At 72.0% G+C, this 13,691-nt stretch carries 13 protein-coding genes; 12 read left to right on the top strand and 1 reads right to left on the bottom strand.

The features are described from left to right. Positions 1–40: 40 nt before the first annotated feature. Positions 41–532: an ATP-binding protein gene (locus SNOUR_RS08345; protein ID WP_067345109.1), complete on the top strand. Its 492-nt coding sequence runs from the start codon at positions 41–43 to the stop codon at positions 530–532. Here SNOUR_RS08345 and idi read toward each other — a convergent pair. After that, complete coding sequence (idi, locus tag SNOUR_RS08340; RefSeq protein ID WP_067345107.1) at positions 507–1,118, bottom strand: isopentenyl-diphosphate Delta-isomerase; 612 nt, start codon at positions 1,116–1,118, stop codon at positions 507–509. The two genes, SNOUR_RS08345 and idi, sit on opposite strands and share 26 nt — an antisense overlap. A 478-nt stretch (positions 1,119–1,596) precedes the next feature. Between idi and SNOUR_RS08335 the strand changes: the two genes are divergently transcribed. The 11 genes from SNOUR_RS08335 (at position 1,597) to SNOUR_RS08285 (ending at position 13,656) form a co-directional block, all read left to right on the top strand. Continuing rightward, on the top strand, positions 1,597–3,423 hold the full coding sequence (locus tag SNOUR_RS08335) for a DUF5941 domain-containing protein (protein WP_067345105.1): 1,827 nt from the start codon (positions 1,597–1,599) through the stop codon (positions 3,421–3,423). Continuing rightward, the gene (locus SNOUR_RS08330; RefSeq protein ID WP_067345103.1) at positions 3,420–4,163 is read left to right on the top strand and encodes a phosphocholine cytidylyltransferase family protein; all 744 of its coding nucleotides are present in this window, start codon (positions 3,420–3,422) and stop codon (positions 4,161–4,163) included. The genes SNOUR_RS08335 and SNOUR_RS08330 overlap by 4 nt, the downstream gene beginning before the upstream one ends. Next, positions 4,151–5,212, top strand: coding sequence for an iron-containing alcohol dehydrogenase family protein (locus tag SNOUR_RS08325; RefSeq protein WP_067345102.1), 1,062 nt, complete (start codon positions 4,151–4,153; stop codon positions 5,210–5,212). The genes SNOUR_RS08330 and SNOUR_RS08325 overlap by 13 nt, the downstream gene beginning before the upstream one ends. After that, positions 5,190–5,969 carry a CDP-alcohol phosphatidyltransferase family protein gene (locus SNOUR_RS08320; protein ID WP_079142361.1) on the top strand — a complete coding sequence of 260 codons (780 nt, stop codon included), beginning with the start codon at positions 5,190–5,192 and terminating at the stop codon, positions 5,967–5,969. Before SNOUR_RS08325 ends, SNOUR_RS08320 begins: the two co-directional genes overlap by 23 nt. 14 nt (positions 5,970–5,983) lie before the next feature. After that, positions 5,984–6,865, top strand: coding sequence for a glycosyltransferase family 2 protein (locus SNOUR_RS08315; protein ID WP_067345098.1), 882 nt, complete (start codon positions 5,984–5,986; stop codon positions 6,863–6,865). Positions 6,866–6,941: 76 nt separating this feature from the next. Continuing rightward, entirely contained in the window at positions 6,942–7,871 is a 930-nt protein-coding gene (locus SNOUR_RS08310; protein ID WP_067345096.1) for an ABC transporter permease, read from the top strand. A 4-nt stretch (positions 7,872–7,875) separates the two neighbouring features. Then, on the top strand, positions 7,876–8,667 hold the full coding sequence (locus SNOUR_RS08305; RefSeq protein ID WP_067357897.1) for an ABC transporter ATP-binding protein: 792 nt from the start codon (positions 7,876–7,878) through the stop codon (positions 8,665–8,667). Positions 8,668–9,151: 484 nt separating this feature from the next. Further along, entirely contained in the window at positions 9,152–10,021 is an 870-nt protein-coding gene (gene hpnC / locus SNOUR_RS08300) for a squalene synthase HpnC (RefSeq protein ID WP_067357895.1), read from the top strand. After that, positions 10,018–10,974 carry a presqualene diphosphate synthase HpnD gene (hpnD, locus tag SNOUR_RS08295; protein WP_079142359.1) on the top strand — a complete coding sequence of 319 codons (957 nt, stop codon included), beginning with the start codon at positions 10,018–10,020 and terminating at the stop codon, positions 10,972–10,974. The genes hpnC and hpnD overlap by 4 nt, the downstream gene beginning before the upstream one ends. Before the next feature lie 100 nt (positions 10,975–11,074). Further along, positions 11,075–12,544, top strand: a complete 1,470-nt coding sequence (hpnE, locus tag SNOUR_RS08290) for a hydroxysqualene dehydroxylase HpnE (RefSeq protein WP_079142357.1) — start codon at positions 11,075–11,077, stop codon at positions 12,542–12,544. Beyond that, complete coding sequence (locus SNOUR_RS08285; protein ID WP_067345093.1) at positions 12,541–13,656, top strand: polyprenyl synthetase family protein; 1,116 nt, start codon at positions 12,541–12,543, stop codon at positions 13,654–13,656. The genes hpnE and SNOUR_RS08285 overlap by 4 nt, the downstream gene beginning before the upstream one ends. Positions 13,657–13,691 lie beyond the last annotated feature (35 nt).

The raw sequence follows: 13,691 nt of genomic DNA, 5'->3' as shown, positions 1-13,691 counted from the left end.
CGGCCCGGACCAGCACATTCTCAACACTCGTCGTGTGAGGATGCCTTCCGGACCTTCTGCAGAACCCCCCGAGGAGCTGACCTCCCCGCTCGCGTACGAAGGTGCCTGGCGGTTCACCGCCCCGGCACTGGAGTCCTCGGTGCCCCAGGCACGCCACGCGGTCCGGGATCTGCTCACCGAACAGCACGTGCCCGTCGCCGACGCCATCCTGGACACGCTGCTGCTGATCGTCTCCGAGCTGGTCACCAACGCCGTCCGGCACGCCGCGCTGCTCTCCCCCCAGATCGCCGTCCAGCTCACCCTCGGCGCCAACTGGCTACGGGTCGCGGTCGAGGACGACCACCCCTACCGCCCCAAGGCTCTGGAGGCGGACGAGGGCGACGTCGGCGGCCGAGGGCTGTGGCTGGTCAAGGCGCTCACCGCGGAGGTGGGCGGCAAGTGCGACGTGGCGCACACCGCGGGCGGCGGCAAGGCCATCTGGGCCGAGTTGCCCCTGGCCCCGCTCGCTACCAGCCCGCCGACTTGCCGGTGAGCTCGCGGACCGCCGGACGCGCCGCGTCCAGCACGGTCATGAACCACGCGGAGAACGGCAGCCGGGCATGCCGCTCGGCCAGCTCCTCCGGCGTGACGAACGCGACCTCGGCGATCTCGGTGGGCTCCGGCGCCGGCTCGGTCCGCAGCAGCCCCACGAACAGGTGGTTGTACTCCTGCTCCACCAGCCCGGAGTCCGGGTCGGGATGGTTGTAGCGCACCGTCCCGGCCTCGGCCAGCAGCGCGGGGGCGACCCCGAGTTCCTCCGCGGTCCGCCGGGCCGCCGCCGCGAACGGCGTCTCGCCCGGGTACGGGTGACCGCAGCAGGTGTTGGACCACACACCGGGGGAGTGGTACTTCGACAGCGCCCGGCGCTGGATCAGCAGCCGCCCCTTCTCGTCGAAGAGGAAGACCGAGAACGCCCGGTGCAACTGCCCGGGAGCCTGGTGCGCCGCGAGCTTCTCCGCGGTGCCGATCGTCGTGCCGTCCTCGTCGACCAGCTCCAGCATGATCGGCTCGGCGGCGCCCTCCGGCGCGCCCACCGCGGAGGCTCCGGCGGTCTGTCCGTTGGCAGGTGTGATCGGCATGCCCATCCTTGTCGTCGGTCGTCGGTGTCAAGTCTGCCCCACCAGCGCCCCCATCAGTGGCAGAGCACTGCCGGTCAGCGCGCGGCGCCGCGTGTCCCGGCACCGGACGGACCGCCCGCGCGCCCCGTCCCGCACGGGTCGCCGGCGGCGGGCGGGATCCGCGCCGGCGACCGGCATGGCCCTCGCCACAGCAGCTCACCGGCAACCGTGACCAGCCCCCGCATAACCGGCACCCGGCCCGGCGGCCAGTTGTTCCGGCGCGCCCCGATCCACCATGATGATCGCGGCAGGCGCAGCCGTCGCTCACCCGATCGAGTGGTGAATACGTGGTGAACGGCCGCATCCCGCGATCGGATAGCCTCTGCCGACGTGCCTCCCGGCCCCCGAGGGCCAGGTGTGCCACGCCCGCCGCCCGGGTAGTTCGTGTCGAATGCGGACCGACCGGCGCTGCTCGTCAGCATCCAAGGAGTGAGTTCGTCTGTCGACCGCCATCCTCACCGGTCCGCCGGTCGCCGGGTCGTCGCTCGAAGCCGACCTGCGCACACTGGGCTTCGACATCCGCACGGCCAGTGACCCCGGCGGCGTCACCGAGCTGCTCGCCGAGGTGCCCGCCCAGCAGCGGGTGGCCCTGGTGGACCCGCGCTTCGTCGGTCACCTGCACGCCCTGCGGCTCGCCCTGACCGACCCCCGCTTCCCGGCCGCGGCAGTGCCCGGCGTACTCACCGTGCAGGCCGGGGCCCGCGCCGCGCTGGACCGCGCGGCCGGTCGCATCCCGGTCGGCGCCGGCACCGCCCACCTCACCGACGTGCTGACCGACACCCTCACCGACGCGCTGGACCGCGCGGACGTCGGACTGCACCGCGTCGAGCTCGGCAGCCTGGTCGGCACCCTCGCGCTCACCCCCGACCAGCGGTCGGAGGCCCGCGAGGCCGTCGCGGCCGTCGACGACGAGGCGGTCCGGCTGCGCACCGCGGTCAAGTCCCGCGACGGCTTCTTCACCACCTTCTTCATCAGCCCGTACTCGCGCTACCTCGCCCGCTGGTGCGCGCGCCGCGGCCTGACCCCCAACCAGGTCACCACCGCCTCCCTGCTCACCGCGCTGATCGCGGCGGGCTGCGCGGCCACCGGCAGCCGCGGCGGCTTCGTCGCCGCCGGCGTGCTGCTGCTGCTCTCCTTCGTCCTGGACTGCACCGACGGGCAGCTCGCCCGCTACTCGCTGCAGTACTCGACGCTGGGCGCCTGGCTGGACGCCACCTTCGACCGCGCCAAGGAATACGCGTACTACGCGGGGCTCGCCCTCGGGGCCGCCCGGGGCGGCGACGACGTGTGGGCGCTGGCGCTCGGCGCGATGATCCTCCAGACCTGCCGGCACGTCGTCGACTTCGCCTTCAACGAAGGCAGCGAATTCGAGGGCGGCGCCGGGAGCGCCGGCCCCGCGGTGGCGCTGTCCGACCGGCTCGACCAGGTCGGCTGGACCGTCTGGGTACGCCGGATGATCGTGCTGCCCATCGGCGAACGCTGGGCCATGATCGCCGTGCTGACCGCGCTCACCACCCCGCGCATCGTCTTCTACGCCCTGCTCGTCGGCTGCGCGCTGGCCGCCTGCTACACCACGGCCGGCCGGGTGCTGCGCTCCCGGGCCCGCCGCGCCCGGCGCACCGACCGGGCCGCCCGCGCGCTCGCGGACCTCGCCGACTACGGGCCGCTGGTCGAGCTGCTGACCGGCGGCGGCCGGGGCCGGGGCCGGGGCCGGTCCGGTTCCCTCCTGGCGCCCGTTATGGCCTTTCTCTCGTCCGCGATGCTGCTGGTGTGGTTGATCTCCCAGCCCGACCCCGCCTCCTGGCTCACCGTCGGCGTCGCGTTCTGTTCCGCGCTGCTGGCCGCCGCGGCCCTGTCGCGCCCGCTCAAGGGCGCCCTGGACTGGCTCGTCCCGCCCTTCTTCCGGGCCGGCGAATACCTCACCGTCCTGGTGCTGGCCGCCCGCGCGGACGCCCACGGAGCGCTTCCCGCGGCGTTCGGGCTGGTCGCGGCGGTCGCCTACCATCACTACGACACGGTCTACCGCATCCGCGGTGGCACCGGGGCCCCACCGCGGTGGCTGGTCCGGGCGACCGGCGGGCACGAAGGACGGATCCTCGTGATCACCTTCCTGGCCGCCCCGCTGCCCGCCACAGGTTTCACGATCGCGCTCACGGCACTCGCTGTGGTCCTGGCGCTGCTGGTGCTCGCCGAGAGCATCCGCTTCTGGGTGGCCGCACACAAGCACGGCGCACCCGCCGTACACGATGAAGGAGAACCCGCATGATCGGCCTCGTGCTGGCTGCCGGCGCCGGACGGCGTCTGCGCCCCTACACCGACACCCTGCCCAAGGCTCTGGTGCCGGTCGACGGGGAGACCACGATCCTCGACCTGACCCTCGGCAACTTCGCCGAGATCGGCCTGACCGAGGTCGCGATCGTCGTCGGCTACCGCAAGGAGGCCGTGTACGAGCGTCGGGAGGCCCTGGAGCAGAAGTACGGCCTCAAGATCACGCTGGTCGACAACGACAAGGCCGAGGAGTGGAACAACGCCTACTCCCTGTGGTGCGCCCGTGACGTGATCGCGGCCCACGACTCGGTGATCCTCGCCAACGGCGACACCGTGCACCCGGTCTCCGTCGAGCAGACCCTGCTCGCCGCCCGCGGCAACGGCCAGAAGATCATCCTCGCGCTGGACGCCGTCAAGCAGCTCGCCGACGAGGAGATGAAGGTCGTCGCGGACCCCGACAAGGGCGTCCGGAAGATCACCAAGCTGATGGACCCGGCCGACGCGACCGGCGAGTACATCGGCGTCACCCTCATCGAGGGCGAGGCCGCCGCCGACCTGGCCGACGCCCTGAAGACCACCTTCGAGCGGGACCCCGACCTCTACTACGAGGACGGCTACCAGGAACTGGTCAACCGCGGCTTCAAGGTCGACGTGGCGCCGATCGGCGACGTCAAGTGGGTCGAGATCGACAACCACGACGACCTCGCGAAGGGCCGTGACATCGCATGCCAGTACTGACCCGCCTCATCCCGTCCCCGGTCGTCGTCGACATCAGCGCCGGCGCCCTGGACGACCTGGCGGGTCTGCTGGCCGACCAGCGCATCTCGGCCTCCGGCAAGCTCGCCATCGCGATCAGCGGCGGCTCGGGGGCCCGGCTGCGCCGGCGGCTGGCCCCCGCCCTGCCCGGCGCCGAGTGGTACGAGGTCGGCGGCGGCACCCTGGACGACGCGATCAAGCTCGCCGACGCCATGAAGAAGGGGCACTACGACGCCGTCGTGGGCCTGGGCGGCGGCAAGATCATCGACTGTGCGAAGTTCGCCGCGGCGCGCATCGGCCTGCCGTTGGTGGCGGTCGCGACCAACCTGTCGCACGACGGGCTGTGCTCGCCGGTCGCCACCCTCGACAACGACGCGGGCCGCGGCTCGTACGGCGTGCCCAACCCGATCGCCGTGGTGATCGACCTCGACATCATCCGTGAGGCACCGGTCCGCTTCGTCCGCTCCGGCATCGGCGACGCGATCTCCAACATCTCCGCGGTCGCGGACTGGGAGCTGTCGCACCGCGAGACCGGCGAGGCCATCGACGGGCTGGCCGCGGCCATGGCCCGACAGGCCGGCGAGGCCGTGCTGCGCCACCCCGGGGGCGTCGGCGACGACAACTTCCTGCAGGTGCTGGCCGAGGGCCTGGTGCTCACCGGCATCTCGATGTCGGTGGCCGGCGACAGCCGCCCGGCCTCCGGCGCCTGCCACGAGATCAACCACGCCTTCGACATCCTCTTCCCCAAGCGGGCGGCGAGCCACGGAGAGCAGTGCGGCCTCGCCGCCGCCTTCGCCACCCACCTGCGCGGGGACCGGGCTACCTCCGCGCTGATGGTCGAGGTGCTCCAGCGCCACGGCCTGCCGGTCACCCCGGGTGACATGGGCTTCACCGACGAGGAGTTCGTGCAGGCCGTCGAGTTCGCCCCGAAGACCCGTCCAGGCCGCTACACGATCCTGGAGCACCTGGACCTGTCCACCGATCAGATCAGGGACGCATACGCCGACTATGCCGAAACCATCAGTAGCTGAACTCCGCCCGGTCGTTCACCCCGAGGGCGTGAAGGACCGGCGCAGCGGGGAGCACTGGGGCGGCCGCCTCTACATGCGGGAAATCTCGCTGCGCTGCGACCGGTACCTGGTCAACACCCGGGTCACGCCCAACCAGCTGACCTACGTGATGACCGTCTTCGGCGTGCTCGCGGCCCCGGCGCTGCTGGTGCCCGGTATCTGGGGCGCCGTGCTCGGCGTGGTCATGGTCCAGCTCTACCTGCTCTTCGACTGCATCGACGGCGAGGTCGCGCGCTGGAAGAAGCAGTTCTCGCTCGGCGGCGTCTACCTCGACCGGGTCGGCGCCTACCTCTGCGACGCCGCGGTGCTGGTCGGCTTCGGCCTGCGCGCAGCGGACCTGTGGGGCCCCGGGCGGATCGACTGGCTCTGGGCGTTCCTCGGGACGCTGGCCGCCGTCGGCGCGATGCTGATCAAGGCGGAGACCGACCTCGTCGGCGTCGCCCGTCACCAGGGCGGCCTGCCGCCGGTCAAGGAGGCGGCGTCGGAGCCGCGCTCGTCCGGCCTGGCACTGGCCCGCAAGGCCGCCGCGGCGCTGAAGTTCCACCGGCTGGTCCTCGGGATCGAGGCGTCCCTGCTGATCCTGGTCCTGGCGATCGTGGACGCGGTGCGCGGCGACCTGTTCTTCTCCCGTCTCGGCGTCGCGGTGCTGGCCGGCATCGCGCTCCTGCAGACCCTGCTGCACCTCGTGTCCATCCTCGCCTCCAGCAGGCTCAAGTGACCGGGGCGCCCGGAATGCGGCTCGGTGCGGTTGTCCTGACCATGGGCAACCGCCCCGAGGAGCTGCGCGCGCTGCTGGAATCCGTCGCCAAGCAGGACGGCGAGCCGATCGAGGTGGTGGTGGTCGGCAACGGCGCGCCGCTGCCCGAGCTGGCCGTTCCGGGGTTGACCGTGCGGACCGTCGAGCTGCCGGAGAACGTCGGCATCCCGGCCGGCCGCAACGTCGGCATCGAGGCGTTCGGCCCGGCGGGCCGGGACGTCGACGCGCTGCTGTTCCTCGACGACGACGGGCTGCTGCCCCACGCGGACACCGCCGAGCTGTGCCGGGAGGCGTTCGCCGCGGACCGCAAGCTCGGCATCATCAGCTTCCGGATCGCCGACCCGGACACCGGGGCGACCCAGCGCCGGCACGTGCCGCGGCTGCGCGCCTCCGACCCGCTGCGCTCCTCACGGGTGACCACCTTCCTCGGTGGCGCCAACGCGGTCCGCACCACGGTGTTCGCCGAGGTCGGCGGCCTGCCCGACGACTTCTTCTACGCCCATGAGGAGACCGACCTGGCCTGGCGGGCGCTGAACGCCGGCTGGTTGGTCGACTACCGGGCGGACATGGTCCTGCACCACCCCACCACGGCCCCGGCCCGGCACGCGGTCTACCACCGGATGGTGGCCCGCAACCGGGTCTGGCTGGCCCGCCGGAATCTCCCCGCCCCGCTGGTTCCCGCCTATCTCGGCGTCTGGTTCCTGCTCACCCTCGCTCGCCGGCCGTCGCTGCCGGGGCTCCGGGCCTGGCTGGGCGGCTTCAAGGAGGGCTGGTCCACTCCGTGCGGTCCCAGGCGTCCCATGAAGTGGGCTACCGTTTGGCGACTGACCCGGCTGGGCCGCCCTCCCATCATCTGACAAGCTCGTATCTGAGAGCATCAGGCGCAAACCGGGGCGTCCCCGGTAGCGCACCTTGAGGACGAAAGTGTCAACTGTGAGCGAGACCACGCACGACAGTGCGGTCGCCATGAGTGCCCCGCCATCCGCCGACGAAGGACTCACCCCCCTCCAGCGGGCCCAGAAGTACGACCTGGCGCAGAGCGGTGCCCGGCCCAGCCTTGCGGAGTACATCCGACAGCTGTGGGCCCGCCGGCATTTCATCTCCGCCTTCGCCAGCGCCAAGCTGACCGCGCAGTTCAGCCAGGCGAAGCTGGGCCAGGTCTGGCAGGTGGCGACGCCGCTGCTGAACGCGCTCGTCTACTACCTCATCTTCGGCCTGCTGATCGGCACGCGGAAGGGCGTCCCGGACTACGTCCCGTTCCTGGTGACCGGTGTCTTCATCTTCACCTTCACCCAGAGCTCGGTGATGGCCGGTACGCGGGCGATCTCCGGCAACCTCGGCCTGGTGCGTGCGCTGCACTTCCCGCGGGCCTGCCTGCCGATCTCGTTCTGCCTCATGCAGCTCCAGCAACTCCTGTTCTCCATGGGTGTGCTGGTGGTCATCCTGCTGGCCTTCGGCCAGGTGCCCACCTGGTCCTGGCTGCTGGTGCTGCCCGCGCTGCTGCTGCAGTTCGTGTTCAACACCGGCCTGGCGATGGTCATGGCCCGGCTCGGCAGCAAGACGCCGGACCTGGCGCAGCTGATGCCCTTCATCATGCGGACGTGGATGTACGCGTCCGGCGTGATGTTCAGCATCAGCGTGATCATGAAGGGCAAGCACGTCCCGCACTGGGTCGAGGTGCTGCTCTACGGCAACCCCGCCGCGGTCTACATCGACCTGATCCGGTTCGCGCTGATCGACAGCTTCAAGGCGAGCCAGCTCCCGCCGCACGTGTGGGCGTTCGCGCTCGGCTGGGCGGTGCTCGCCGGCGTCGCGGGCTTTGTGTACTTCTGGAAGGCTGAGGAGCGGTACGGACGTGGCTGAGCAGATGGACGGCGTCCCGTCGACGACGGCGACGCAGGAGCGGATCCCGACCGTGATCGCGGACGAGCTGCACATCGTCTACCGGGTCTACGGCACCGGTGCGGGCAAGGGCAGCGCGACCGCGGCACTGAGCCGCATCATCCGGCGCCGGCCGTCGGTGGGCATGCGCGAGGTGCACGCGGTCAAGGGTGTCTCCTTCACCGCCTACCGCGGCGAGTCGATCGGCCTGATCGGTTCGAACGGCTCCGGCAAGTCGACCCTCCTCAAGGCCGTCGCCGGACTGCTGCCCGCCGAGCGCGGCAAGGTCTACACCCACGGCCAGCCCTCGCTGCTGGGCGTCAACGCCGCCCTGATGAACGACCTCACCGGCGAGAAGAACGTCATCCTGGGCGGTCTGGCGATGGGCATGTCCCGCGAGCAGGTCCGGTCCCGCTACGACGACATCGTCGACTTCTCCGGGATCAACGAGAAGGGCGACTTCATCTCCCTGCCGATGCGCACCTATTCGTCCGGTATGGCGGCCCGACTGCGGTTCTCGATCGCGGCGGCCAAGGACCACGACGTGCTGCTGATCGACGAGGCGCTGGCCACCGGCGACCGGGCCTTCCAGAAGCGCTCCGAGGCCCGCATCCGCGAGCTGCGCAAGGAAGCGGGTACGGTCTTCCTGGTCAGCCACAACAACAACTCGATCCGGGACACCTGCGACCGCGTGCTGTGGCTGGAGCGGGGCGAGCTGTTGATGGACGGCCCGACGGACGAGGTCATCAAGGCGTACGAGAAGGAGACGGGCAAATAGCCCCTCCTTCGCAGGAGGCCCTCGCGAGTCCGGTTCGCGGGGGCCTTCGATGGTGAAGGAATGGTCAACTCGGCGGGGCTCGGGAACAGTTGGCCCACGTGCGACGTTGACCAGATCGTTGCCCGAGGCTTCCGAGCCCGCCCGGATGCGCGTGCGATGCGCGGCGTAAGCTGTACGGGTACTGAAACAGCACAAGTGGTGCAAGTCGGGCAATCTTCACCCGGGCGAGCGGCGGAAGCTCGTCCGGAGTGCGCCTCCCCCTGTCGACTACGCTCGGGCGGGAGGTGCCCCCACGCTGCGGCGTGTCCGAAATGGGATGTTTTGTCCGGCGGTGTAGAACGGGAGACGTGACGGCAATGGCTACTGGTTCGCTCCGGCTCCACAACGCGCCGGGAAGCCCCCGGTGAGCCGACGAGACGAGCGGGCGCGTCGCGCCTTCCCCCGGAGGGTGGCGGTGGGTGGCGGGAAGGACCACACACGCACCGTGCTCGATCAGGCCGCGCACGAGAATTTCCCGGTTGCCCCGTTCTTCCTGCCCCGCGCCTGGCGCGCCGACCTGATGGCCCTCTACGGCTTCGCCCGCCTCGTCGACGACATCGGCGACGGCGACCTGGCGCCCGGTGGCGGCGACGCCGTCCTCCTCGGTCTGGACCGCGCCCAGGACGGGGAAGACCGCCTGGCGCTGCTCGACGCCCTGGAGGCGGACCTGCACCGGGTCTTCAGCGACCGTGCGCCCGGCCCCAAGCACCCGCTGATGCGCCGGCTCGGCCCGACCGTCCGCCGCTGTGCGCTCACCCCCGAGCCCTTCCTCGGCCTCATCGAGGCCAACCGCCAGGACCAGCGGATCAGCCGCTACGGCACCTACGACGACCTCGCCGCCTACTGCGAGCTGTCCGCCAACCCCGTAGGCCGGCTCGTCCTCGGCGTCACCGGCACCTCCAGCCCCGAGCGCATCCGGCTCTCCGACGCCATCTGCACCGCGCTGCAGCTCGTCGAGCACCTCCAGGACGTGACCGAGGACCTCGGCCGGGACCGGATCTACCTGCCCGCCGAGGACATGAAACGATTCGGCGTCACCGAGGCCGACCTGGCCGCGCCGACCGGGGACGCCTCGGTGCGCGCACTGATCGCCTTCGAGGCGGAACGCGCCGGTGAGCTGCTGGACGAGGGCGCGCCCCTGGTGGGCAGCGTGCACGGCAGGCTCAAGCTGTTGCTGGCCGGCTTCGTCGCCGGTGGGCGCGCCGCGCTCCAGGCGGTCGCGGCCGCCGATCACGACGTACTCCCTGGACCGCCCAAACCGACCAAGCTCAGCCTGCTGCGCGAGGTAGGGGCGACACTGCGACGAGAGGGGTGAGTCGGACCGTGGAGGCAACCGCACAGATGTCCGCGCCGGTGCTCGCTGCGTACCGCTACTGCGAAACGGTCACCGGGCAGCAGGCGCGCAATTTCGCGTACGGGATCCGGCTGCTGCCGGCCGACAAGCGGCAGGCCATGTCGGCGCTGTACGCCTTCTCCCGCCGGGTGGACGACATCGGCGACGGCGCCCTGCCCCCCGACGCCAAGGGCCGGCGCCTGGAGGACACCCGCGCCCTGCTCGCCCGGATCAAGGACGGCCGGATCGCCGAGGACGACACCGACCCGGTGGCCGTGGCGCTCGCCGACACCGCCCGGCGCTTCCCCGTCCCGCTCGACGCGCTCGACGAGCTGATCGACGGGGTGCTGGCGGACGTCCGCGGCGAGACCTACGAGACCTGGGACGAGCTCAAGGTCTACTGCCGCTGCGTCGCCGGGGCGATCGGCCGGCTCTCACTCGGTGTGTTCGGCACCGTACCCGGCGCATTCGACGCCGAACGCGCCCCGGAATACGCCGATACGCTCGGGCTCGCACTCCAACTGACCAATATCCTCAGGGACGTTCGCGAGGACGCGGGCAACGGGCGGACGTACCTTCCGGCCGAGGATCTCGCCAAGTTCGGCTGCTCGGCGGGGTTTCACGGCCCGGTGCCGCCGCCCGGCGCGGACTTCACGGGCCTGGTGCAGTTCGAGGTCCGGCGGGCCCGCGCGCTGTTCGCCGAGGGCTTCCGGCTGTTGCCCATGCTCGACCGGCGCAGCGGCGCGTGCGTGGCGGCGATGGCCGGTATCTACCACCGGCTGCTGTCCCGGATCGCCGACGACCCCGAGGCGGTGCTCCGCGGCCGGGTCTCGCTGCCCGGCCGGGAGAAGGCGTTCGTCGCGGTGCGCGGGCTCTCCGGGCTCGACGCCCGGGCGATCGGCCGCCGGCAGGCCGTGAGCAGGAGGCGTGGATGAACCGTCGGACCGCGTACACCGACCACGGTCCGGCGTCGGTGCGGCGGGCAACCCTTCGTCGGGCGGAGGCGTCCATGACAGGCGTAAGGGGGGAGACCGCATGACAGCAGGAACCACGCTGCCCGGCCACGACTCCGCCCGTCCCTCCGGCCGTCCCGAAGGGGCGGCCGCGGTGGTCATCGGGGGCGGACTCGCGGGCACCACCGCCGCGCTGGCCCTGGCCGACGCGGGACTGCGGGTCACGCTGGTCGAGGGCCGGCCGCGGCTCGGCGGCCTGGTCTTCTCCTTCCGCCGCGACTCCGCCGTCGGCCCGTTGACCGTCGACAACGGCCAGCACGTCTATCTCCGCTGCTGCACCGCCTACGGCGACCACCTCGAACGGCTCGGCGCGGAACGCCTGGCGCCCCTCCAGGACCGGATGGACGTACCGGTCCTCGACCCTGCCGGCGCCGGGGGCCGGATGCGGCTCGGCCGGCTGCGGCGCACCGCCCTGCCGGTCCCGCTCCACCTGGCGAAGAGCCTGGCGCTCTACCCGCACCTCTCACCCGTCGAGCGCGCCGGCGTGGTCCGCGCCACCCTCGCCCTCGGCCGCCTGGACCCGGCCGACCCCGCGCTGGACGCCGTCGACTTCGGCAGCTGGCTGCGCCGCCACGGGCAGACCTCGCGGGCCGTCGAAGCGCTGTGGGACCTGGTCGGCGTCGCCACCCTCAACGCCTCCGCCGGTGACGCCTCGCTGGGGCTGGCCGCCAAGGTCTTCAAGACCGGGCTGCTCTCCGCCCCCGGCGCCGCCGACATCGGCTGGGCCCGGGTGCCGCTCGGCGACGTGCACGACACCCGGGCCGCCGACGCGCTGCGCAAGGCCGGCGTCCGGATCGCCCTGCGCACCCGGGCCGCCGCCGTCACCCGCGACGACGCCGGCTGGCAGGTCGCGGTGGAGAACGGCCCGCACGGCCGGGAGACGCTCACCGCGGACACCGTCGTCCTGGCCGTACCGCAGCGCGAGGCGCACGCCCTGCTGCCCGAGGACGCACTGCCCACCAAGGACCGACTGCTGGACATCGGCACCGCGCCGATCCTCAACGTCCACGTCATCTACGACCGCAGGGTGGTGCGCCGCCCGTTCTTCGCGGCGGTCGGCACCCCGGTCCAGTGGGTCTTCGACCGCACCGGCGCCTCCGGGCTGTCCCGTACGGCCGGCCACGCACGCAGCCAGTACCTGGCCCTCTCGCAGTCGGCCGCGCAGGAGGAGATCGACCAGCCGGTCGCCAAACTCCGTGCCCGCTACCTCCCCGAGTTGGAACGGCTGCTGCCGGCCGCCCGGGGCGCCCGGATCCTCGATTTCTTCGTCACCCGCGAGCGCACCGCGACCTTCGCACCCGCACCGGGCGTCGGCCGGCTCCGCCCGGCCGCCCGCACCCAAGTCCCCGGCCTGTTCCTGGCCGGTGCGTGGACCGCCACCGGGTGGCCCGCGACCATGGAGAGCGCCGTCCGCAGCGGCACCGCCGCCGCCCGTGCAGCACTCACCGAACTCGGCGTCCCCCAGGGCCAGTTGCCTCAGGAGGCGGCATGACCGTGCATACGGGCGCTCGCACGAGCACAAGCATCGGAAACAGAGGAGAAACCGTGGCTTCCCCGGCTATCGACACCGCGAGCGTCACCGCGCTGCTGGAGCGCGGGCGGACACTCGCCACTCCCGTGCTGCGTGCCGCCGTGGCCAGGCTCGCCCCTCCCATGGACACCGTCGCCGCCTACCACTTCGGGTGGATCGACGCGGACGGCAAGCCCAGCGCCGGTGACGGCGGCAAGGCGGTGCGGCCCGCGCTCGCCCTGCTGTCCGCCGAGGTCGCCGGTGCCGCCCCCGCGGTCGGCGTGCCCGGTGCGGTCGCCGTCGAGCTGGTGCACAACTTCTCGCTGCTGCACGACGACCTGATGGACGGCGACGAACAGCGCCGGCACCGCGACACCGTATGGAAGGTGCACGGCCCCGCCCAGGCCATCCTGGTCGGCGACGCGCTGTTCGCGTTGGCCAACGAAATACTGCTGGAGCTCGGCACCGTCGACGCCGGCCGCGCCACCCGCCGACTGACCCTGGCCACCCGCAAGCTGATCGACGGTCAGGCCCAGGACATCTCCTACGAGCACCGCGAGCGGGTCACCGTCGAGGAGTGCCTGGAGATGGAGGGCAACAAGACCGGCGCCCTGCTCGCCTGTGCGGTCTCCATCGGTGCGGTCCTCGGCGGCGCCGACGACCACACCGCCGACATCCTGGAGAAGTACGGCTACCACCTCGGCCTCGCCTTCCAGGCGGTGGACGACCTGCTGGGCATCTGGGGCGACCCGGAGGCCACCGGCAAGCAGACCTGGAGCGACCTGCGGCAGCGCAAGAAGTCGCTGCCGGTCGTGGCATCGCTCGCCGCCGGTGGGCCCGCCTCCGAGCGGCTCGCCGAGATCCTGGCCGCCGACGCCAAGAAGAGCGAGACCGAGATCGCCGACTTCACCGAGGAAGAATTCGCCTCCCGCGCGGCGTTGATCGAGGAGGCCGGCGGCCGCGAGTGGACCTCCGAGGAGGCCCGCCGGCAGCACGCCACCGCGATCGCCGCCCTGGACGAGATCGACATGCCGGAACGGGTCCGCACGCAACTGGTTGCGCTCGCGGACTTCGTCGTCGTACGAGAGAGATGATGACCATCGACACGCACTAGATCGCAGTCGCCGGC

The sequence above is a fragment of the Streptomyces noursei ATCC 11455 genome (assembly GCF_001704275.1).
Lineage (GTDB): Bacteria > Actinomycetota > Actinomycetes > Streptomycetales > Streptomycetaceae > Streptomyces > Streptomyces noursei.
This window is presented reverse-complemented; position numbering and strand designations above follow the sequence as displayed.